Genomic DNA, 21,232 nt, shown 5'->3' on the forward strand with positions numbered 1-21,232 from the left:
GCCTTTCAGGTGCGACCCTATCGACGGCGTGTCTCCCGTCCTAGGGAATGGGCCGACGGGACCTCCGCGGGTGCGGAAACGTCAGGGGATGCGCGCCTCGGGCAGCGGGGCGTCCGTGGCGTCCGGGACGGGCTCCTCCGCGAAGGACACGTCGTTCACCGTGAGCACGCGCCAGCCGTCTGCGGTGCGCTCGACGAGGCTCGTCGCGGCGTTCAGGATCGGCGGGATCGGCGCGTCCGTCATCCGGCGCAGGATCTCTCGGATGAGCGTGCCGTGCGCCACCACGATCGCGCTGGCGCCGGGCAGGTCGGCGGCGATGCGGTCGAGCGCCGCGAGCCCGCGCTCGGCGACGGACGGACGCGGCTCGAGCTCCGGGAACTCGCCGTCCGGCCAGCGCGCCGCGGCCTCCCCGTCGGTCAGCCCCTCCGCTCCCCCGTAGTGCCGTTCGCGGAGCTCGTCGTACGTGCCGCCGAGCGCGATGCCGAGGCCGGCCGCCAGGATCTCGCCCGTCTCCCGGGCCCGCACCAGCGGAGAGGTGACGACCGCGTCCCACTCGGCCGGGGAGAAGCGCTGCACGGACTCCGCCGCCTGACCGCGACCCACGTCGTTCAGGGGCACGTCCGACGAGCCCTGCAGGCGGCCGGCGGCGTTCCAGTCCGTCTGACCGTGACGGGTGAGCGCGAGGGTGAGCACGGAGCGGGAGGGAGGGGTCACGGTCGGCAAGCCTAGACGCGAGAATCCGGCCTGGCCCGCCGCCGTTAGGCTTGCCCCCATGGCAGGCCGTTCAAACCCGTGGTCCCTCGGCAACGCGCTTCGCGGCATGTTCGCGAAGCCGACGATCGACGAGAACACCTGGGACGACCTCGAGACGGCCCTCATCACGGCCGACTTCGGCCCCGACATCAGCGAGGCCGTGATCGCCGATCTCCGCGAGCGCGTGCAGCGCTACGGCACGACCGACCCGCGCGACCTGCAGCTCATGCTGCGTGAGCTGATCGAGGAGCGGCTCGCGAACTACGACCCGACGCTGCACCTCAGCGAGCGTCCGGCCGTCATCCTCGTCATCGGCGTCAACGGGGTGGGCAAGACGACGACGATCGGCAAGTTCGCGAAGTTCCTCGGCAACTACGGGCGCAGCGTCGTGGTCGGCGCGGCAGACACCTTCCGCGCGGCCGCGGTCGAGCAGGTCGCAACCTGGGCCGAGCGCGCCGGCGCCGCCATCGTGCGCCCTCAGCAGCCGGGTCAGGACCCGGCCTCGGTGGCCTTCCAGACCGTCGAGTACGCCAAGCGCACGGGCACCGAGATGGTCATCATCGACACCGCGGGCCGCCTGCACACCAAGGGCGGGCTCATGGACGAGCTCAGCAAGATCCGCCGGGTCATCGAGAAGCAGGCGCCCATCGCCGAGGTGCTGCTCGTGCTCGACGCGACGACGGGGCAGAACGGCCTCGCCCAGGCGCAGGCCTTCATCGAGCACGCCGGCGTGACGGGCCTCGTGCTCACGAAGCTGGACGGATCGGCCAAGGGCGGGTTCGTGCTGAACGTGCAGGAGAAGACCGGCATCCCCATCAAGCTCATCGGGCAGGGCGAGCGGATCGGCGACCTCACCGGTTTCACGCCCCACGTGTTCGCTCAGAACCTCGTCGGCTAGCCCCCTCCTGGGCGGGATGCGCCCGCGCAGCGGTTAAACTGGGAGCACTATGGCCACTTTTGGAACCCTCTCCGACCGCCTCGCCGAGACGCTCAAGAACCTCCGCGGCAAGGGCAAGCTCTCCGCCGCGGACGTCGACGGCACGGTCCGCGAGATCCGCCGCGCCCTGCTGGACGCGGACGTGGCGCTCGACGTCGTGCGCGCGTTCACCGCGAACGTGCGGGAGCGGGCGCTCAGCGACGACGTCAACAAGGCGCTGAACCCGGCGCAGCAGGTCGTCCAGATCGTCAACGAGGAGCTCGTGGCCATCCTCGGCGGCCAGCAGCGTCGCCTCGAGTTCGCCAAGCGCCCGCCGACCGTCATCATGCTCGCGGGCCTGCAGGGCGCGGGTAAGACCACCCTCGCGGGCAAGCTGGCGAAGTGGCTCGTCAAGGACCACCACACGCCGATGCTCGTGGCCGCCGACCTCCAGCGCCCGAACGCGGTGAACCAGCTCCAGGTCGTCGGCGAGCAGGCCGGCGTGCCGGTGTACGCGCCCGAGCCCGGCAACGGCGTCGGCAACCCCGTGCGAGTCGCGAAGGACGCCGTCAAGCTCGCGATCGACCGCCAGCACGACATCGTCATCATCGACACCGCCGGCCGCCTCGGCGTCGACGCCGACATGATGAAGCAGGCCGCGGACATCCGCCGGGCGACGAACCCGGACGAGGTCCTGTTCGTCATCGACGCCATGATCGGCCAGGACGCCGTGGCCACGGCGAAGGCCTTCCAGGAGGGCGTCGACTTCACCGGTGTCGTGCTCACGAAGCTCGACGGCGACGCCCGCGGTGGTGCGGCGCTGTCCGTCGCCTCGGTGACCGGGCGCCCCATCATGTTCGCGTCCACCGGCGAGACGCTCGACGACTTCGAGCCCTTCTACCCCGACCGCATGGCGAGCCGCATCCTCGACCTCGGCGACATCCTCACCCTCATCGAGCAGGCCCAGGCCGCGTTCGACGAGGAGGAGGCGATGAAGGTCGCGGAGAAGATCGCGACCGACAACTTCACGCTCGAGGACTTCCTCAAGCAGATGCAGCAGCTTCGCGGCGCCGGCTCGATCAAGAAGATGATCGGCATGCTGCCCGGCATGGGTGCGATGAAGGACCAGCTCGACAACTTCGACGAGCGCGAGATCGTGCGCACCGAGGCCATCATCCAGTCGATGACCAAGGCCGAGCGGCAGAACCACAAGATCCTGAACGGCTCGCGCCGCCTGCGCATCGCGCGCGGATCCGGTGTCACCGTGACCGAGGTGAACCAGCTCATCCAGCGGTTCGAGCAGGCCGCCAAGATGATGCGCACCGTCGCCCGCGGCGGCATGCCGCAGATCCCGGGCATGGGCCCCATCCCCGGTCAGCACGGCGGCGCCAACCGGAACAAGCAGAACGCGAAGAAGAAGGGCTCGAAGTCGGGCAACCCGGCCAAGCGCGCGGCGGAGAACGCGGCGCTCGCCGCGGGGCAGAAGCCGGGCGGGGCGATCACCTCGGGCGGCGGCACGGGCTTCGGCCTCGGCGCGGCGAAGGGCGCGCCCTCCGAGGAGGAGCTGGCCTCCCTGCAGAAGCTCCTCGGCCGCTGACCTTCACGCTCCCTGAGCCTGTCGAAGGGACGACTTCGCGGTCCCTGAGCCTGTCAAAGGGACCTCTCCACGGTCCCTGAGCCTGTCGAAGGGACGTCCCGTTACGGTCCCTGAGCCTGTCGAAGGGACGGAACTCGCGTCGCTTCGACGAGCTCAGCGACCGTGGGGGCTCAGCCGCCGGAAGGGCTCAGCGAGCGTGGGGGCTCGGCAGCGTCCCGCTAGTCGCGGATGCCGTCCCGGAGCTCCTTCACCAGATGCGCCACGACCGCCTTCAGGCTGCCGCCGTGCTCCGCCGCCACGGCCTGCTGCCGCTGGTAGCTCGCGCCGCGGTCGAGGATGCTCGCGACGTCGCGGAGCTCCTCGAGGCAGCCGAGGTCGGCCGCCACGGGTTCGAGCCGCTCGAGCAGCCGGGTGGTGTCCTCGCGCACGTGGCACTCGTCGCCCGCGGCGTTCTGGATGATGATGGCGTCCATGCCGTAGCGCGCCGCGCGCCACTTGTTCTCGCGCACGAACCACGGCTGCATCTGCGGGATGTCCTCGCCGCGGTCGAGCATGCGCGACAGGTCCTCGACGAGGCACTGCACGAGCGCGCCGAGGGCGGCGACCTCGCGGACGGACGAGATGCCGTCGAACACGCGGACCTCGATGGTGCCCCACTTCGGCGACGGGCGGATGTCCCAGCGCAGCTCGCTGAAGTGGTCGATCACGCCCGTGTGGGTCATGTCCTGCACCATCTGCTCGTAGTTCGCCCACGCGCCGAACTGCGGGGGCAGGCCGGCGGTCGGCAGCTGCTGGAACATGAGGGCGCGGTTCGAGGCGTACCCCGTCGACTCGCCGACCCAGTAGGGGCTCGACGCGGACAGGGCCTGGAAGTGCGGGATGTATGTAAGCAGGCCGTTGAGGATGGGCAGCACCTTGTCGCGGTCCTCGATGCCCACGTGCACGTGCACGCCCCAGATCATCATCTGCCTGCCCCACCACTGGGTCCGGTCGATGAGCGTTGCGTAGCGCTCCTTGTGCGGAGTGACCTCCTGCTGGAACCACTGGCTGAAGGGGTGGGTGCCGGCGCACATCAGCTCGACGCCGAGCGGCTCGACCACCTCGCGCACCCGGTCGATGGTCCGGGCGAGGTCCGCGACGGCGTCCCCGACGCGCTCGTGCACGCCGCTGACCACCTCGACGGTGTTCGTCAGCAGCTCGGCGGCCACCTGCGGGAACACGCCGTCCTCGGTGCCGAGCGCCTCGAGCACGATGGGCGCCGTGGGCGCGAGCTCGCCGCTCGAGTGGTCGACGCACGCGAGCTCCCACTCGAGCCCCACGGTCGAGCGACGGGAGGGGGAGAACTCGATCTCCATGGCTTACCCGGTCCTTCCCGTTCGCCGCGGACGCGGCGCATCGGAACAATCCTGACACGCCGCCCACGACTTCCGGCCAGCGTCCTTCCTTCTCCCGCCAACGCCCGGGCGGCCGCGTCGCCGCCGACGGTCGGCGGCTACCGTGGGCGGATGGCCACGCTCCGACCGCAGACCCCGACCCCGGTCGCCGCACCCGTCGAGGGGTCCGGCCGGGTGCTCGCCGCCATCCTCATCACGCTGCTGGCCTGGGCGAGCGCGTTCATCGTCATCCGTGGGGCGGGAACGGAGTTCACCCCGGGCGCGATGGCGCTCGGTCGCCTGCTCGTCGGCGCCGTGTGCCTCAGCCTGCTCGTGCTCCGGCGGCCGCTCGTGCGCCTGACCGGGCGGGAATGGGTGCTGACCGCCGCCTTCGGCATCGCCTGGTTCGCCGCGTACAACGTCGCGCTGAACACCGCGGAGCAGACGCTCGACGCGGGGACGACGGCGATGATCGTGAACATCGGCCCCATCCTCATCGCCGTGGGCGCCGGACTCGTCCTGGGCGAGGGCATCCCGCGCTGGCTGGCCATCGGCGCGGGCGTCGCGTTCTGCGGGGTGCTGCTCATCGGCATCAGCACGGGCGCCGACGGCTTCGGAGACATCTCCGGCATCCTCTGGTGCCTGGTCGCCGCGGTCACCTACGCGGTCGGCGTGCTCTGCCAGAAGCCCGTGCTGCGCCGCGTCTCCTCAACGCAGCTCACCTGGATCGGCTGCGTCATCGGCGTCGTCGCCTGCCTGCCGTACGCGGGGGATCTGCTGCGCGACGTGAGCACGGCATCGACGGGGAGCATCCTCGGGGTCGTCTACCTCGGCGCGATCCCGACCGCGCTCGCCTTCACGACCTGGGGCTTCGCGCTCTCCAAGATGCCCGCCGCGCGCCTCGGCGTCTCGACCTACGTCGTGCCGCCGCTGACCATCATCCTGGGGCTGATCGTGTTCGGCGAGGTGCCCGGCCCGCTCGCCGTCATCGGCGGCGTCGTGTGCCTCGTGGGGGTCGCCCTGTCCCGGCGCTCGCCGCGGCTGCCCGGCTGAGCGACGCGTTACCCGAACGCCCGGAAAATCTGTCACAATGGTTAGTCGAGTCTGCGGCCGCCCGACCCTCTAATCAGGCGCCGTGCCGACTCCCTTCGAGCTTGTGCCGAGTGTGCCCCCACGCTCACGGCCATCAGTTCAACCACACACACATACATTCAGGAGAATTGTGGCTGTAAAGATCCGTCTGAAGCGCATGGGCAAGATCCGCGCTCCTTACTACCGCATCGTCGTCGCCGACTCGCGCACCAAGCGCGACGGTCGTGTCATCGAGGAGATCGGCAAGTACCACCCCACCGAGGAGCCCTCGTTCATCGAGGTCGACTCCGAGCGTGCGCAGTACTGGCTCGGCGTCGGCGCTCAGCCGACCGAGCAGGTCGCCGCGATCCTCAAGCTCACGGGTGACTGGGGCCGCCACAAGGGCGACGCCAGCGCCGTCAGCACCGTCAAGACCAAGGAGCCCAAGGCTGCCTTCGTCGCCGACGAGAAGAAGAAGCCCGTCCTGAAGCCCAAGGCCGAGAAGCCCGCCGCTTCGGAGGCGCCCGCGCCCGCCGAGACCGCTGACAGCGAGCAGGCGTAGTCCATGCTCGCTCCCGCTCTCGAGCACCTCGTCAAGGGGATCGTCGATCAGCCTGACGAGGTGCGCGTCGCGGCGAAGAGCTCGCCGCGCGGCGAGGTCCTCGAGGTGCGCGTGCACCCCGACGACCTCGGCCGCGTGATCGGCCGGGCCGGCCGCACGGCGAAGGCGCTCCGCACGCTCATCACCGCGCTGGCCGACGGCAAGCGCGTTCGCGTGGACGTGGTGGATACCGATTCCTAGTAGCAAGCAGACCGAACTCCGCGTCGGTCGCCTGACGAAGGCCCACGGCCTCAAGGGCGGACTGAAGCTGGAGCTGTTCACCGACGACCCGGCACGACGATTCGTGCCGGGCGCCGTGTTCTCCCTTCAGGTGCCCACCTCGTCCGAGTGGCACGGCAAGACCCTCGAGCTGGCCGAGCTGCGCTGGTACAACGCGCAGCCGGTCGGCTTCTTCACGGGGGTCTCCGACCGCAACGCCGCCGAGACGCTCGTCAAGGCGATCCTGTGGATCAGCCAGGACGAGTCGGAGCAGTCCGACGAGGAGGACGCCTGGTACGACCACCAGCTGGTCGGCCTCGGCGTCGTCCGCGATGGTGAGCGCATCGGCGTCGTCCGCCGCGTCGATCACCTGCCCGCGCAGGACCTGCTCGCGATCGAGGTCGCCTCGGGCGACGAGGTGCTCGTGCCGTTCGTGAAGGCCATCGTGCCCGCCGTCGACCTCGCCGCGGGCATCGTCACCGTGACCCCGCCCGCCGGACTCTTCGAGGAGCTGCCGGACGAGGATCCCGCGCCTCAAGCCGCGGCGGATGCAGCCGATGGCGACGACGCCGGTGACGCGGACGTGGACGCAACCGACGCCAATGCGACCGACGCCGAGGCGACCGACGCCGTGGCGACGGACGCCCCCGCTGCGGATGCCGGGGCCGAGGACGCCGACGCCGCGCCTGCCGACGCCGCGCCTGCCGACGTCGCGTCTGCCGAGGACGCGGCGCCGTCCGACGACTCGGCCCGCGACTGACACGCGGACCAATGCGCGTCGACATCGTCTCGATCTTCCCCGGCTACTTCGACGTCCTCGAGCTGTCGCTGCTCGGCAAGGCGAAGCAGACCGGGCTCCTCGACCTCGCTGTGCACGACCTGCGCGAGTTCACGCACGACCGGCACCGCACCGTCGACGACACCCCGTACGGCGGCGGCGCCGGCATGGTCATGAAGCCGGAGCCCTGGGGCGAGGCGCTCGACAGCATCCTTCCCCCCGAGCCGGCCGACGACGAGGCGCCCCTGGTGATTTTCCCGTCGCCCGCGGGGGAGCTGTTCACCCAGGCGATGGCTCACGAGCTCGCGGGGGAGAAGCACCTGGTGTTCGGCTGTGGCCGGTACGAGGGCATCGACCAGCGGGTGTTCGACCACACGGCGGAGCGCGCCCGCGTGCGCCTCGTCAGCATCGGCGACTACGTCGTCAACGGGGGAGAGGTTGCGGTGCTCGCGATGATCGAGGCCGTGGGCCGGCTCCTGCCCGGCGTCGTGGGCAACCCGCACAGCCTCGTCGAGGAGAGCCACTCCGACGGCCTGCTCGAGTACCCCAGCTACACCAAGCCCGCCGAGTGGCGCGGGCATCAGGTGCCGCCGATCCTGCTGAGCGGCAATCACGGTGCGATCGCGGCCTGGCGCCGTGAGCAGCAGCTCGAGCGCACCCGCAGGGTCCGCCCGGACCTCCTGCCCTAGCCGCCCCGGCCAGCACGGTCCCTGAGCCCGTCGGAGGGACGCAACGGACTCCGGGACGGCCATCACGTCCCTGAGTCCGGCACGGTCCCTGAGCCTGTCGAAGGGACGCAACGGACGTCGCTTCGACGGGTCCGCGATGGCATCCGCTCAGGGACCGCAAGCGCCGCCGGCGCCGCCCTAGTCGCGAGCGGTGAGGATCAGCGGGCCGTCGGGGGTGATGGCGATGGTGTGCTCCATGTGGGCACCGCGCGAGCCGTCCTGGCTGCGGAGGGTCCAGCCGTCCGGGTCGGTGAAGATGCGGTCGGTCGACTCGAGGAACCACGGCTCGATGGCGATGACGAGGCCCGGCTTCAGCGGCACGCCGCGGCCCGGCCTGCCGTTGTTGGCCACGTGCGGCTCGCCGTGCATGGTGCGGCCGACCCCGTGGCCGCCGAAGTCGGTGTTGATGCTGTAACCGGCCGCCTTCGCGACCGCGCCGATGGCGGCGGAGATGTCGCCGACCCGGCCCCCGGGCTGGGCGGCCGCGATGCCGGCCTCCAGCGCCGCGGTCGTCACCTCGATCAGGCGCACGTCCTCGGGGCGCGGCGTGCCGACGATGACGGTGAGCGCAGAGTCCGCGACCCAGCCGTCCACCGACGCGGCGAAGTCCAGGCTCAGCACGTCCCCGTCCTTCAGCACGTAGTCGAAGGGAAGGCCGTGCAGCACCGCGTCGTTCACCGAGGTGCAGAGCACCTTGCCGAAGGGACTCGCGCCGAACGACGGGTGGTAGTCGATGTAGCAGGACTCCGCGCCACGCCTGCGGATCTGGTCGTGCGCGAGCGCGTCGAGGTCGAGCAGGTTCACGCCGACGTCCGCGGCCTCCGCGAGGCGCACGAGCGTCTCCGCCACGAAGCGGCCTGCGGGCCGCATCTCCTCGATCTCGGCCGGAGTCTTCAGTTCGATCACCCGACAACTGTAGTTCGCGAGCCCCGGTGCCGGGCGTCGCCCACGATCAGGGGAGGTTGAGGCGGGGCGTCGTATTCTGGTGCCATGACCGCGCGGCGCGCCTTCTTCCACTGGCAGTTCGTCGCGGCCGTGCTGCTTCCCCTCTGGGTGCTTTTCGGCCGTGGCCTCTTCGGTGCTGCCGTCGGCTGGCAGTTCCTCCTGCTGATCGTGCTCATGCCGCTGCTCAGCCTCGCGATGTTCGCGGTCGGCGGCATCACCGCGGCACGCAAGGGCGTGCGGCAGGCCCGCGCCGTCTCCTGGCTCGACGTCGCCGTCATCGGCTCCTGGCACCTCGCGATTCTCGCGCTGGGCTTCTTCGTCGTCGACTCCAACGCCGGTGCCGACGTCCGCTCCTCCGCCTTCACCCGGGTCGCCGGGCAGGAGACGGCGGCGCTGTCCGAGGCGCTCGCCAATGTGTCGGGGGCGCTTGTGGTGATGCTCGCGATCGCCGCGTTCTGGGCGGCGGGCAGGCAGCTGGTCCGCGAGACCCGCGCGCGCGTCAAGAGCGCGATCCAGACCATCGAACGGGAGGCCGGCTGGGTCAATCCCGAGGGGCTGCCCTCCCGGCTCGCGGCGCCGCAGGGCCCCGCCGCCGGCCGGGTCATTCGCATCGACCCGCCCGACGCACCGCCCGCCCCGCGTCCCTAGCCTGACCGCTATCGAGCACAGCAGACGCGCTCGGCGCCGGTGCGCCTTTGCGGAAGGGCACCGCTCGTGACAGAATGACTGTTTGTGCTTGCGGCGGACCCTGCCATGGGGGAGTCCACCAGTTGCGTGAGCGCCATCCCCTCTTCGAAACACCTATAGCGCAGTCGACCCGTGGCGGTTGCAGAGAGCGAATCACCGTGCACATTCTCGACTCCGTCGACAAGGCCTCGCTGCGGTCGGACGTCCCCGACTTCCGCGCCGGCGACACCGTCAAGGTCCACGTGAACATCATCGAGGGCAACCGCTCGCGTATCCAGGTGTTCCAGGGCGTCGTCATCGGCCGCCAGGGCGAGGGCGTCCGCGAGACGTTCACCGTCCGCAAGGTGAGCTTCCAGGTGGGCGTGGAGCGCACGTTCCCCGTGCACTCCCCGGTCATCGACCACATCGAGGTCGTCACGCGCGGTGACGTGCGTCGCGCCAAGCTGTACTACCTGCGCGAGCTGCGCGGCAAGAAGGCCAAGATCAAGGAGAAGCGCTTCAACTAAGAGCGTCTGTCCAGACTCGAGCTCCCCAGCGATTACTATTGCTGGGGAGCTCGGGCGGTTAAATGACGGATAGTACGGTGCCAACGGATACAGAGTCCGTCGGCCGCAACGGCAAACCCCGTTTGCGGGGATGGAAGCTTTTCCTTCGCGACGTCGTGGTGATCTTCGTGATCGCCCTCGTCGTGTCGGTCCTCATCAAGACGTTCCTCGTGCGGTCGTTCTACATCCCCTCGGAGTCGATGTCGGACACGCTCGTGCAGAACGACCGGATCATCGTGAACCAGCTCGCGCCGGATCTGATGCACCTGCAGCACGGCGACGTCGTGGTGTTCAAGGATCCGGGCAACTGGTTGACCCCGACGCCGCCGGTGGAGCAGAACGCGTTCGCCGCGGCCGTCGACTGGACCCTCGCCCTCGTGGGCCTGTCCGCGCCGGACAGCAACGACCACCTCATCAAGCGGGTCATCGGCCTGCCCGGGGACCACGTCGTGTGCTGCAACGAGCTCGGCCAGCTCTCGGTGAACGACGTGCCGCTCGACGAGCCGTACGTGTCGCTGCCCGACGGTTCCACCGATGTGTCGAAGGACGACTTCGACGTCACGGTGCCGGCGGACTCCCTGTGGGTCATGGGCGACAACCGCTACAACTCGAAGGACTCGCGCTACCAGCAGGACACCCCGAGCCGCGGCTTCGTGCCCCTCGAGGACGTCGTCGGTCGCGCGCTGCTCATCAGCTGGCCCATCTCGCGCTGGACCTGGCTCGACAACGCCCCGGACACCTTCCGCGGGGTCGAGCAGGGCGCCGCGTCGGAATGATGGCCGTCGCCGACCCCACGCTGCGGGTGGAGCGCGCGCTCTTCCGCGACGGGGCTCAGTACGTGATCGGCCTGGACGAGGTCGGGCGTGGGGCTCTGGCCGGTCCCGTCGCCGTGGGCGCCGCCCTCATCCCCGGCTCACGGCGGAAGATCCCGGATGGTCTGCGGGACTCGAAGATGCTGAGCGAGAAGCGCCGCGAGGAGCTGGCGCCCATTGCCGCGTCCTGGGCGCTGCACTCGGCCGTCGGCCTCGCGACTTGCGACGAGGTGGACGAGCTCGGCCTCACGGTCTGCCTGGGGCTCGCCGCCCGCCGCGCGCTCGCGGCCCTCGCCGACTCCGGTGCGCCGATGGCGGAGGCCGTCGTGCTGCTCGACGGCAACTGGGACTACGTGAATCGCGGCGTGACGGATCAGGTGCCCGTCCGCACCCGCATCAAGGCCGACCGGGACTGCGCGTCGGTTGCCGCGGCGTCCGTGATCGCCAAAGTGCACCGCGACCGCCTGATGATCGATCGCCACGAGCTCGAGCCCCGGTACGGCTGGGCGGGCAACAAGGGGTACGCGAGCCCGGAGCACATGGCGGCGATCCGGGAGCACGGCCCGTCCGACTTCCACCGGCGCACCTGGCTGCATTCGCCCCCGGAGATGCTGCCCGGCATGGAAGACGTAGGATTGGTGAACCATGGATGACGACGAATTCGACGACTACGACCGCGAAGTCGAGTTGGCGCTCTACAAGGAGTACCGCGACGTTGTCGGCCAGTTCAAGTACGTGGTCGAGACCGAGCGCCGGTTCTACCTCGCGAACGACGTCGAGCTCGTGCGCCGCGACACCGAGCACGACTTCTACTTCGAGCTGACGATGACGGACGTCTGGGTGTGGGACGTGTACCGCTCCGACCGGTTCGTGAAGTCCGTGCGCGTGCTCACGTTCAAGGACGTGAACGTGGAGGAGCTCTCCTCGAAGGAGTTCGAGCTCCCCAAGGAGCTCGCGCTCGACGAGTAGCTCGCGCTCGGCCATTCCCGCAGTACCTCCGCGCTCCCGCAGTACTTGCGCGCTCCCCCATCACTTGCGCGCTTGTGCGTGCTCGCTGAGCCGCGACAGCCGCCGGTTCCTCGTGCCCCTGCCCAGGCAGAGGCGGCGTGCCCAGGTTCAACCTGGGCAGGATGCCCGTGCCTGGGCAGGAGCGCGTGGCCGGTGGTGCTCCGCCCCTGTGCCGCGGAGGGCCCAGCGCTGAGCGCTGCCCCTGTCCCGCACAGGGTCAGCTGACCCCGGGCTTCCGCACCGGATCTCGGCCCGCGGACCGACGGCAACCGCGTCGCGCCACCCTGTTCCCGGAAGGGCGGGGCGATGGCGGCGAAGGACGAGCTCGGGCGGCGCGGCGAGGATCTCGCCGCCGCACACCTGCGGGCGCAGGGATACCGACTGTTGGACCGCAACTGGCGCTGCGAGCTCGGCGAGATCGACCTCGTGCTCGAGCACGGCCCCGAGACGGTGTTCGTCGAGGTGAAGACCCGGTCCGGAACTGGGTACGGGCACCCGCTCGAGGCCGTCACCGTGGTCAAGCTCGCGCGTCTCCGGCGGCTCGCCTCGCTCTGGTGCGAGCGCCACGGCGCACAGCGCCGGGCCATCCGCATCGACGCCGTGTCCGTGATCGCCCTGCCGGGGACGGAGCCGGTCATCGAGCACCTCGAGCGGGTGTTCTGATGCCGCTCGGCCGCACGTTCGCCGTCTCCCTCGTCGGGCTCTCCGGCGCGCTCGTCGAGGTGGAGACCGACCTGTCGAGCGCCCTGCCCGGGTTCGTGCTCATCGGCCTGCCCGATGCGGCGCTCGGCGAGGCCAAGGACCGGGTGCGCGCCGCGTCCGCCAACTCCGACTGCCCTCTGCCGAGCCGCAAGCTCACCGTCAACCTCTCGCCGGCCGCGCTGCCCAAGCACGGGTCGGCCTTCGACCTCGCGATCGCGGTGTCGGTGCTCGCGGCGACCGGTGTCGCCTCCGCGGAGTCGGTGGAGCGGGTCGTGCACATCGGGGAGCTGGGGCTCGACGGGCGGCTGCGCCCGGTCGCCGGCGTGCTGCCCGCGGTGCTCGCCGCCGTTCGTTCCGGGCACACCCGCGTCATGGTGCCCTCGGGGAACGCGGACGAGGCGTCGCTCGTGCCCGGCGCCGAGGTCGTCGCCATGGCGTCGCTGCGCGACGCGGCCATCTGGCACGGCGCGGAGCTGGATCCGATCCCGGTCGACCCGCTGCCGGCGGCCGCGCTCACGGAGCAGCCGGACCCCGGACCGGAGCCTGACCTCGCCGACATCGTGGGCAACGAGGAGTCCGTCGCCGCACTGCTTGTCGCCGCGGCGGGCGCGCATCACGTGTTCCTGCTCGGGCCGCCGGGGGCAGGCAAGACGATGCTGGCGAGCCGGCTGCCCGGCCTGCTTCCCGACCTCGACGCCGACGCCGCGCTCGAGGTCAGCTCGGTCCGGTCGCTGTGCGGGGCACCCGTGGGCCGCGCGCTCGTCACTCGGCCCCCGCTCGAGAGCCCGCATCACACGGTCACGGCGGCGGCCATGGTCGGTGGCGGCAGCGGTCAGATCCGGCCCGGCGCGGCGGTGCGGGCGTCCCACGGCGTGCTCTTCCTCGACGAGGCCCCGGAATTCAGCGCCGCCGTGCTCGACACGCTCCGCCAGCCGCTGGAGAGCGGGGTCATCAGCATCCACCGGGCCAACGCGACGGCTCACTTCCCGGGGCGCTTCCAGCTCGTGCTCGCGGCCAATCCGTGTCCCTGCGGGAACTACGGTGCCCGGGACTCCGAGTGCACGTGCCCGCCCCACGCCCGACGCCGCTACCTCGCGCGCATCTCCGGTCCGCTGCTCGACCGCATCGACATCCAGCTGAGCGTGCGGCGCGTCACGGCGGCCCAGGTGGCGCTGTCCGCCGAGACCCCGCGGATGACGACCGCCGAGGGGCGCCGACGGGTGCTGCACGCGCGGGCGGCGGCGGGGGAGCGGCTCTCCGGCACCCCGTGGTCCGTCAACTCGCAGGTGCCCGGACCCTGGCTGCGCGGACCGGCGGCCCTCGGCGGACGCACGACCGCCGCACTCGACCGGGCGTTGGAACGCGGCGGGCTGACCATGCGCGGCTACGACCGGGTGCTCAGGCTGAGCTGGACGGTGGCCGACCTGGACGGCGCCGAGCGCCCCGCGGCGGAGCACGTCGGCCGCGCGCTGTACCTGCGCCGGGCGATGTCATGACAGCGTCGCCCTCCTTCGCCCCCGACCTTCCCGGGATCCGGCGGCTGGTGGCCGCCGTCGTGCCGCCCGGCGCGCCGCCTCCCGACGACCCGGACCACGCCCGCGACGCGCTGGCCCGGGCGGCGTGGACCGGCATCGCGGAGCCTGGTGACCGGGCGGCGACCCTGCTCGTGAGCGGGTTGGGCGCCTGGCGGGCGCTCGCGGCGGTGCACGCCGGAGCGACTCCCGCAGGCCTGCTCGCCGCGCTGTCGGAGACAGCGGAGGATGCGCTGGCCCTGCCCGAACGGGAGTGGACGGCGGCCCTGGCGCGATGGGCGCCGCGGCTCGACCCGTCGGCCGCGGAGCGCCACCTGCGGCAGGCCGCGATGGTCGGGGCTCACCTCCTCACCCCGTCGTCACCGCTCTGGCCGACCGGTGTCGACGACCTGGGGGAGCACGCGCCCATCGCCCTCTGGTTGCGCGGCATTCCCTCCGCGCTCCAGGCGTCGACGCGCTCCATCGCGCTCGTCGGTGCCCGTGCCGCGACCGGGTACGGGGACCACGTGGCGGTCGAGGCATCCGCGGGGCTCGTCGATCGGGGCTTCGCCATCGTGTCCGGCGCCGCGTACGGGATCGACGGCACGGCCCATCGGGCGGCCCTGGCGAGCGGCGGGACGACCGTCGCGATCCTTGCGGGCGGCGTGGACCGGTTCTACCCCAGCGGCCATGACGCTCTGCTCGCCCGCATCGCGAGGGAGGGCGCCGTGGTGTCCGAGCTGCCGTGCGGCTCCGCGCCGACCCGGTGGCGATTCCTCCAGCGCAACAGGCTGATAGCCGCGTGGAGCGGGGCGACCGTCGTGCTCGAGGCGGGCTGGCGGTCCGGATCCCTCAACACGGCCGGACACGCCGCGGCCCTCGGCCGTCCCCTCGGGGCCGTGCCCGGTCCCGTCACCTCCGTGTCGTCCGCGGGCTGCCATCGACTGCTGCGCGAGTACGACGCCGTCTGCGTCACGAACGCGGACGAGATGGCGGAACTGGCGAGCGGGCTCCGTACCGGAGCGGGCGTCGACGGGGGAGCCGCCACGAGGGTCGGGGCAACCACCGGGGACAGGGCGCCTGACGACCGAACGCGGGGGGCGAGCTCGGAGGAGCGGCGCGTGCTCGACGCCCTGAGCCGGCGGGCAGCGAGGAATGAGAGCGAGGTGGCCCGGCGCAGCGGGCTCTCCGTCGCCGCCGTCCAGTCCGCCCTCGGCGTGCTCGCGCTCGAGGGCCGGGTAGCCGAGCGCGCCGGCGGCTGGGTGCTGCGGGGAGAATAGCGCGGTCCGGATCGCCTATGCGCGCTATCACCTGTTCTCCATCTGCGGCTTTTCCGACCCTCGCGAAATGCGCATTCCGCCGACGAAGTAACGCGGCGGCCCGAACGCGCCGCTATTGCGGAGCGCGAGAGCTAGTCGCACCTTTGGCTCGGAGAATGCAAAGAATCCGCGCCGCGCTGTTAGAGAATTACTTTCTCTATTGCTTTTCCTGTAGCCTTTGGATGCCCAACAGAAATAGTGAGGGGATCACATGGCTCAGAAAGTCGTCACGACACTCGTCGATGACCTCGATGGCGTCGTCATCGAGGACGGAAAGGGCGAGACCGTCAATTTCGCCCTCGACGGCACCACCTATGAGATCGATCTGACCGAGGACAACGCGCGCAAGCTGCGCGATGCCCTTCAGCCGTTCGTCGACAGCGGCCGCAAAGCGAACCGCGGCACGACCGCCGCATCGCGCGGCATCAGCGCCAGTTCTCGCAAGAACAGCAAGGAAGAGCTCTCCGCGGCACGCGAATGGCTCAAGAAGGAGGGGCACCAGGTCTCCGACCGCGGTCGCGTGCCCGCGTCTCTGCTCGAGCTGTACCGCTCGCAGAGCCACTGACAGCACCCGCTTCACGCTGCGCGGCCCGGAAAAGCGCCGGGAGCAATGCACGTGCCGCAAGCACGCAAGCGGAAAGGAGAGGGAGCACCTCGATGCTTCCTCTCCTTTGCTGTGCGCGGGTCCGCGCGGGCGCCGATACCGCCTCGTGCGGCCTCTGCACCAATGCGCGGAGCACGTCCTCGATAAGGCGGGGAGTCCCGGCTCTATCCACGTCTCGAGGCGGCGCCCTCGCCGGACCCCTTTCCTGACTACCGATACCTGCGCGATGTGCAGAATCATTGCTAATTCGGCTATTGGCGAAAAGCCATCGACCGGAAAAAGAGATTTCCTCATTGCGGAAGGCTTCGCGTAGCACGTCGTTCCGCCTGCTGGGCGCGCTTTGTCGACGCGCCAAGGAATGCCGATACAGTGCGAACATGCGTGGTACGGACGATGGTGGGCCGCTGAGCGACGCGGTATCCGCATTCGCCGACCATCTCGCGGGAGAGCGCGGCTACTCCGCCAACACGGTCCGCGCCTATCGCTCGGACCTGACCGACCTCCTTCATTACGCAAGGTCGCGCGGCGCCGGCTCCCCGGGCGATCTCGACCTCGATCTGCTGCGCGACTGGCTCTGGCGGGGATCGCAGGCCGGACTCAGCAAGGCCACGCTTGCGCGCCGCTCCGCCGCGGCGAAAGGGCTTGCCGCGTGGCTGTCGCGGGAGGGGCTCGCCGACGCCGACTCGGGCGCCAGGCTGCGGGCTCCGCGACCCGGCCGCACGCTCCCGCGCGTGCTCACCGAGGGGCAGGTGACCGGCCTCCTCGCGGGGCTGGCCGCCCGAGCGGCGGAGGGGGACCCCCTCGCGCTCCGCGATCTCGCCGTCGTTGAGGTCCTGTACGCCGCGGCGCTGCGCGTGTCCGAGCTGACCGGCCTCGACCTCGACCAGCTCGATCAGGAGCGATTGACGCTGCGGGTGACGGGCAAGGGGTCGAAGGAGCGCGTCGTGCCCTTCGGTGTGCCGGCGCAGCGGGCGCTCGGGGACTACCTCCGCCGCGGTCGGCCGGCGCTGGCGACGGACGGCTCCGGTTCCGCCCTCTTCCTCGGCAGCAGGGGCGGGCGGATGGGGACCAGGACGGTCTACGCCCTCATAGCCCGCCTGCTCGAGGACCTTCCGGGCAGCGGACCGGCCGGGCCGCACGCGCTTCGGCACACGGCGGCGACGCACCTGCTCGACGGCGGGGCAGACCTCCGCGCCGTGCAGGAGATGCTGGGGCACGCAAGCCTCGGCACGACGCAGATCTACACCCACGTCTCCACGGAGCGGCTGCGCCAGAGCTACCGGAGCGCGCACCCCCGAGCCTGAGCCGGAGGTGCGCGCCGGGCAGTGACGCGAGTCCCGCGCCGTGGGCGCGGGGGTCAGCCGGCGGCGACAGCCTCCCGCGAACCCACGGCGAGCTTCTCGGCGGCGAGCAGCCTCGCGGCCTCCGAGGGCGTCGTTCCGCGGGCCTCGGCCTCGTCGAAGACGGCCGTGAGCGTCTCGCCGATGCCCTCGATGCGGGCGAACACGTCGGCGCGCTCGGCCCCCGGCTCGTTCATGTGGAAGAGGTAGATCACGCCGCCGGCGTTCACCACGAAGTCCGGCGCCCAGAGGATCCCGCGCCGGGCGAGGCGGTCGGCACCCGAGGGGGAGGCGAGCTGGTTGTTGGCGGGGCCCACCACCGCACGGCAGCGAAGGGAGTCGATGACGTCGTCGGTCAGGATGCCGCCGACACCCGCGGGCACGAAGACGTCCGTCTCGACCAGGTGCGCGTTCTGCGGCTCGACCCATTCCGCGCCGAGCTGCTCCGCGAGGGCGCGCTTCGCCGGGTACACGTCGGTGACCGTGAGCAGGGCGCCGTCCTCGGTGAGCCGGGTCGCGAGCCGCGAGCCGACCTGGCCCAGGCCGACGACGGTGAAGCGCAGCCCGCGGACGCTGTCCGAGCCCGTGAGGCGGCGCACCGTCGCCTGGATGGCGGAGTAGACGCCGATTGCGGTCGGCTCGGACGGCTCGCCGACGCCACCCGTTGCGGAGGGCAGTCCCACCACGTGCTGGGTGCGCTCGTGGACGACGGCCATGTCGTCCGACGTCGTGCCCACGTCCTCGGCCGTGTTGTACGCGCCGGCGAGGCTCTCGATCGCGTCGCCAAGATCGAGGAGCGCGTCCCTGCGCTGGGCCTCGTCGAGCACGCGGTCCGCGGGAACGCGGATGACCGACTTGCCGCCGCCGGCGGGCAGGCCCGCGGCGGCGTTCTTGAGCGTCATGGCCTCGGACAGGCGCAGCGCGTCGGCCAGCGCCTCCTCGCCCGAGTCGTAGTGCCACATCCGGCAGCCGCCGAGGGCGGGGCCGAGCCGGGTGGAGTGCACGGCCACCGTGATCTGGAGCCCGGAGCGGGGACCGCGCACGACGAGCACGCGTTCGTGCTCGAACTCGTCGATGAGTCGCGGGGTCGTGCGGGCGGTGTTCTGCAGGGTCATTCGTCGTCCTTCTCGCGCCTTGTGGGCGTCGTAGAGCGTGATCGGGGATGGGATCACATCACCTCCCCATCGTCGTGCAGAACGGCCGGCGGGTTCAACGGACTCCCCGAGGGGGAGCAGGATCGACCGCGGAATCCCGCCGAGCATCAGGAGCGGCGAGAGGTAGCGCCCGTGCCTGCGCACGCCGAAGTGCAGACAGGACGTTCCCGGGCAGTGCTCGCTCGCCACGACGACGCCGACCGGGTCGCCGGCCCGGACCGGATCCCCCTCGACCAGGGGCGACTCCACCGCCTCGAAACTCGACAGCAGCCCGTCCTCGTGCTCGATCGAGAGCACGGGGCGGTCGACGACCCGGCCCGAGAAGTAGACGACGCCCGGGGCGGGCGCGAACACCGTCGATCCTGCGGCGGCCGGGAGATCGATGCCGCGGTGGCCGCTGCCGTACGCGGTGAGCGGTGCGCGGAACGGCCGGAGGACCATGTGCGGGGGCGGCGTCGGCCACTGCCAGGCGGCGACCGCGAGCCCCGGCAGCGGCAGCGGGTGCGGCACGGGCGCCGCCGAGGACGGCGCGACGAGCGAGGCGGCCGCCATGGCGAGGCCCAGTCCGGCCCCGAGACCCGCGACCGAGCGCCGCCGGCGCCGCACCACACCGGCTTCCGCTCCCACGCTCACTCCGATGCTCGCCTCAGCACTCCCGCCGCCGGTCACCCCGACGGTCGCGGCGGCCCTCCCGTCACGCGCTACGCCCCGCGCCCGTGCCCTCGCCCGCATCCCGTTCCTCCCGTCCGCACGAGTGTCCGGCCGGGACGCGCCCGGCGGACGCCGGCGAAGATGCACGGGGGAGAGGAAGGTGGGAGGATCGCATGTTCGCGACAGGAGGATCATGACCACGGACGAGAAACCGCAGGCACCGCACCGGACCGCCGAGGACAAGAAGCTCACCAGGAGAGTGATCGGGCTCGCGGTATCCGCCGCGGTCGGTGGCTTCCTCTTCGGCTTCGACTCCTCCGTCGTGAACGGAGCCGTCGACGCCATCCAGGGCGAGTTCGAGCTCTCCGCCGTGCTGACCGGCTTCGCCGTCGCGTCGGCGCTGCTGGGCTGCGCGCTCGGCGCATACCTGGCCGGTCGCGTCGCGGACCGCTACGGCCGCATCGCGACGATGCTGCTCGGCGCCGCCCTCTTCCTCGTCTCCTCGCTCGGCGCCGGCTTCGCCTTCGCCGTCTGGGACCTCGTTCTCTGGCGCGTGGTCGGCGGCCTCGGCATCGGCATCGCGTCCGTTGTCGCGCCCGCCTACATCGCGGAGATCTCGCCCAAGCAGGTGCGCGGCCGGCTCGCGTCCCTGCAGCAGCTCGCGATCACCCTGGGCATCTTCGCCGCCCTGCTCTCCGACGCGCTCTTCGCCAACGGCGCCGGTGGTGCCTCCGAGCCGTTCTGGTTCGGGGTCGCCGCCTGGCGCTGGATGTTCCTCGCCTGCGCCGTTCCCGCGGTCGTCTACGGGCTGCTGGCCTGGAAGCTGCCGGAGTCGCCCCGCTACCTCGCGCAGAAGGGCGAGGGTGAGAAGGCCCGCTCGATCCTCGCGACCGTGTGGCCGAAGGACGACGTCGACAAGGCCATGCGCGACATCGAGTCGCAGATCCGCGAGGAGGACAAGGCCAAGCAGAGCTCCCTCAAGGGCAACCGCTTCGGGCTGCTGCCGATCGTCTGGATCGGGATCATCCTGTCCGTGTTCCAGCAGTTCGTCGGCATCAACGTGATCTTCTACTACTCCACGACGCTGTGGAAGGCGGTCGGCTTCGACGAGTCGTACTCGCTGACCATCTCCGTGTTCACCTCGGTGACCAACGTGCTCGTGACGCTCATCGCCATCGCGCTGGTCGACCGGATCGGCCGCCGCCCCATCCTGCTCGTCGGCTCGACGGGCATGGCGCTGTCGCTCGGCACCATGGCGCTCGCGTTCAGCCAGGCGATCATCACCGACGGCGAGCCCAGCCTGCCGGCGCCCTGGGGCATCATCGCCCTCGTCGCGGCGAACGTCTTCGTCGTGGCTTTCGGCGCCTCGTGGGGTCCCCTCGTCTGGGTGCTGCTCGGCGAGATCTTCCCGAACCGGATCCGCGCCAAGGCGCTCGGCGTCGCGGCCATGGCGCAGTGGATCGCGAACTTCCTCATCACCGTCTCGTTCCCCGCGATGTCGTCCCTCTCCCTCCCGCTGACCTACGGCATGTACGCCGCGTTCGCCGCGCTCTCGTTCTTCTTCGTGCTCGTGAAGATCCCCGAGACCAACGGCATCTCGCTCGAGGAGGCGGAGACCCTCTTCGTGCGGAAGGACAAGAAGCGGGCGGGCGCCGCGACCCGCTGACGCACCGGCCGCAACCGAATCGACCGACTCGACCGACGCCCGCGCGCCCCGTTCCGGGGCGTGCGGGCGTCCGGGTTCGCCCGCGGGGCGGTGCTACACTGTTCCGAGCAGCGCGATGCTTCGCGCTGACTACGCGTGCCCACTCGGTCGCCGCACCACTCGGTCCCTTCTGACCATCGACTCCCTCGAGGGAGACAGCGATGAAGGGCGGATGCGCGCCCGGGCACCAGGATTGGCCGCCGACCGGTGGTC

Annotated in this window: 21 protein-coding genes and 1 pseudogene; 18 read left to right on the forward strand and 4 right to left on the reverse strand. The window is 71.2% G+C overall.

Annotated elements, in window-relative coordinates; genetic code table 11:
* Positions 1 to 81 precede the first annotated feature (81 nt).
* Positions 82 to 714, reverse strand: coding sequence for a histidine phosphatase family protein (locus DAI20_RS08220; protein ID WP_240605973.1), 633 nt, complete (start codon positions 712 to 714; stop codon positions 82 to 84).
* A 58-nt stretch (positions 715 to 772) separates the two neighbouring features.
* Between DAI20_RS08220 and ftsY the strand changes: the two genes are divergently transcribed.
* Together ftsY and ffh are read left to right on the forward strand one after the other, a co-directional pair.
* Positions 773 to 1,651, forward strand: a complete 879-nt coding sequence (gene ftsY, locus DAI20_RS08225; RefSeq protein WP_108250095.1) for a signal recognition particle-docking protein FtsY — start codon at positions 773 to 775, stop codon at positions 1,649 to 1,651.
* Between the two features lie 49 nt (positions 1,652 to 1,700).
* Complete coding sequence (ffh, locus tag DAI20_RS08230; protein ID WP_108250096.1) at positions 1,701 to 3,266, forward strand: signal recognition particle protein; 1,566 nt, start codon at positions 1,701 to 1,703, stop codon at positions 3,264 to 3,266.
* Positions 3,267 to 3,484: 218 nt separating this feature from the next.
* Here ffh and DAI20_RS08235 read toward each other — a convergent pair whose 3' ends face one another.
* Positions 3,485 to 4,621 carry a glutamate--cysteine ligase gene (locus DAI20_RS08235; protein WP_108250097.1) on the reverse strand — a complete coding sequence of 379 codons (1,137 nt, stop codon included), beginning with the start codon at positions 4,619 to 4,621 and terminating at the stop codon, positions 3,485 to 3,487.
* Positions 4,622 to 4,771: 150 nt separating this feature from the next.
* Between DAI20_RS08235 and DAI20_RS08240 the strand changes: the two genes are divergently transcribed.
* The 5 genes and pseudogenes from DAI20_RS08240 (at position 4,772) to trmD (ending at position 7,997) form a co-directional block, all read left to right on the forward strand.
* Positions 4,772 to 5,692 carry a DMT family transporter gene (locus tag DAI20_RS08240; protein WP_108250098.1) on the forward strand — a complete coding sequence of 307 codons (921 nt, stop codon included), beginning with the start codon at positions 4,772 to 4,774 and terminating at the stop codon, positions 5,690 to 5,692.
* 169 nt (positions 5,693 to 5,861) lie between these two features.
* Positions 5,862 to 6,272, forward strand: coding sequence for a 30S ribosomal protein S16 (gene rpsP, locus DAI20_RS08245; RefSeq protein WP_108250099.1), 411 nt, complete (start codon positions 5,862 to 5,864; stop codon positions 6,270 to 6,272).
* Positions 6,273 to 6,275: 3 nt separating this feature from the next.
* Positions 6,276 to 6,512: an RNA-binding protein gene (locus tag DAI20_RS08250; protein ID WP_108250100.1), complete on the forward strand. Its 237-nt coding sequence runs from the start codon at positions 6,276 to 6,278 to the stop codon at positions 6,510 to 6,512.
* Positions 6,499 to 7,101: pseudogene (rimM, locus tag DAI20_RS08255) on the forward strand (ribosome maturation factor RimM); the annotation flags it as partial. The gene DAI20_RS08250 and the pseudogene rimM, both read left to right, overlap by 14 nt.
* A gap of 200 nt (positions 7,102 to 7,301) precedes the next feature.
* Complete coding sequence (trmD, locus tag DAI20_RS08260) at positions 7,302 to 7,997, forward strand: tRNA (guanosine(37)-N1)-methyltransferase TrmD (protein ID WP_108250102.1); 696 nt, start codon at positions 7,302 to 7,304, stop codon at positions 7,995 to 7,997.
* Between the two features lie 177 nt (positions 7,998 to 8,174).
* Here trmD and map read toward each other — a convergent pair whose 3' ends face one another.
* A complete protein-coding gene (gene map / locus DAI20_RS08265) occupies positions 8,175 to 8,942 on the reverse strand; it encodes a type I methionyl aminopeptidase (protein WP_108250103.1) in 768 nt (255 codons plus the stop codon).
* Positions 8,943 to 9,026: 84 nt separating this feature from the next.
* On the opposite strand from map, the gene DAI20_RS08270 reads away from it, so the two are divergent.
* The 10 genes from DAI20_RS08270 (at position 9,027) to DAI20_RS08315 (ending at position 17,473) form a co-directional block, all read left to right on the forward strand.
* Entirely contained in the window at positions 9,027 to 9,629 is a 603-nt protein-coding gene (locus DAI20_RS08270; RefSeq protein ID WP_108250104.1) for an MFS transporter, read from the forward strand.
* 197 nt (positions 9,630 to 9,826) lie between these two features.
* Positions 9,827 to 10,174: a 50S ribosomal protein L19 gene (gene rplS, locus DAI20_RS08275; protein ID WP_108250105.1), complete on the forward strand. Its 348-nt coding sequence runs from the start codon at positions 9,827 to 9,829 to the stop codon at positions 10,172 to 10,174.
* Positions 10,175 to 10,236: 62 nt separating this feature from the next.
* Entirely contained in the window at positions 10,237 to 10,989 is a 753-nt protein-coding gene (gene lepB / locus DAI20_RS08280) for a signal peptidase I (protein ID WP_108250106.1), read from the forward strand.
* Complete coding sequence (rnhB, locus tag DAI20_RS08285; RefSeq protein WP_108250107.1) at positions 10,989 to 11,678, forward strand: ribonuclease HII; 690 nt, start codon at positions 10,989 to 10,991, stop codon at positions 11,676 to 11,678. The genes lepB and rnhB overlap by 1 nt, the downstream gene beginning before the upstream one ends.
* On the forward strand, positions 11,671 to 11,994 hold the full coding sequence (locus tag DAI20_RS08290) for a DUF2469 family protein (RefSeq protein WP_108250108.1): 324 nt from the start codon (positions 11,671 to 11,673) through the stop codon (positions 11,992 to 11,994). The genes rnhB and DAI20_RS08290 overlap by 8 nt, the downstream gene beginning before the upstream one ends.
* Before the next feature lie 345 nt (positions 11,995 to 12,339).
* Entirely contained in the window at positions 12,340 to 12,696 is a 357-nt protein-coding gene (locus DAI20_RS08295) for a YraN family protein (RefSeq protein WP_108250109.1), read from the forward strand.
* Complete coding sequence (locus DAI20_RS08300) at positions 12,696 to 14,231, forward strand: YifB family Mg chelatase-like AAA ATPase (RefSeq protein WP_108250110.1); 1,536 nt, start codon at positions 12,696 to 12,698, stop codon at positions 14,229 to 14,231. Before DAI20_RS08295 ends, DAI20_RS08300 begins: the two co-directional genes overlap by 1 nt.
* Positions 14,228 to 15,526, forward strand: a complete 1,299-nt coding sequence (gene dprA, locus DAI20_RS08305; protein WP_108250111.1) for a DNA-processing protein DprA — start codon at positions 14,228 to 14,230, stop codon at positions 15,524 to 15,526. Before DAI20_RS08300 ends, dprA begins: the two co-directional genes overlap by 4 nt.
* A 250-nt stretch (positions 15,527 to 15,776) precedes the next feature.
* The gene (locus DAI20_RS08310) at positions 15,777 to 16,130 is read left to right on the forward strand and encodes a histone-like nucleoid-structuring protein Lsr2 (RefSeq protein ID WP_108250112.1); all 354 of its coding nucleotides are present in this window, start codon (positions 15,777 to 15,779) and stop codon (positions 16,128 to 16,130) included.
* A gap of 416 nt (positions 16,131 to 16,546) precedes the next feature.
* On the forward strand, positions 16,547 to 17,473 hold the full coding sequence (locus tag DAI20_RS08315) for a tyrosine recombinase XerC (protein WP_108250113.1): 927 nt from the start codon (positions 16,547 to 16,549) through the stop codon (positions 17,471 to 17,473).
* Positions 17,474 to 17,526: 53 nt separating this feature from the next.
* Here the strand turns inward: DAI20_RS08315 and DAI20_RS19140 are convergent, their stop codons facing one another.
* The gene (locus DAI20_RS19140) at positions 17,527 to 19,290 is read right to left on the reverse strand and encodes a Glu/Leu/Phe/Val dehydrogenase dimerization domain-containing protein (RefSeq protein ID WP_159084974.1); all 1,764 of its coding nucleotides are present in this window, start codon (positions 19,288 to 19,290) and stop codon (positions 17,527 to 17,529) included.
* Between the two features lie 217 nt (positions 19,291 to 19,507).
* On the opposite strand from DAI20_RS19140, the gene DAI20_RS08325 reads away from it, so the two are divergent.
* Positions 19,508 to 20,980 (forward strand): sugar porter family MFS transporter, encoded by a 1,473-nt coding sequence (locus tag DAI20_RS08325; protein ID WP_108250115.1) that lies wholly within the window; start codon positions 19,508 to 19,510, stop codon positions 20,978 to 20,980.
* The last annotated feature ends 252 nt before the right edge of the window (positions 20,981 to 21,232 follow it).

The organism is Planctomonas deserti, from assembly GCF_003067705.1.
GTDB lineage: Bacteria > Actinomycetota > Actinomycetes > Actinomycetales > Microbacteriaceae > Planctomonas > Planctomonas deserti.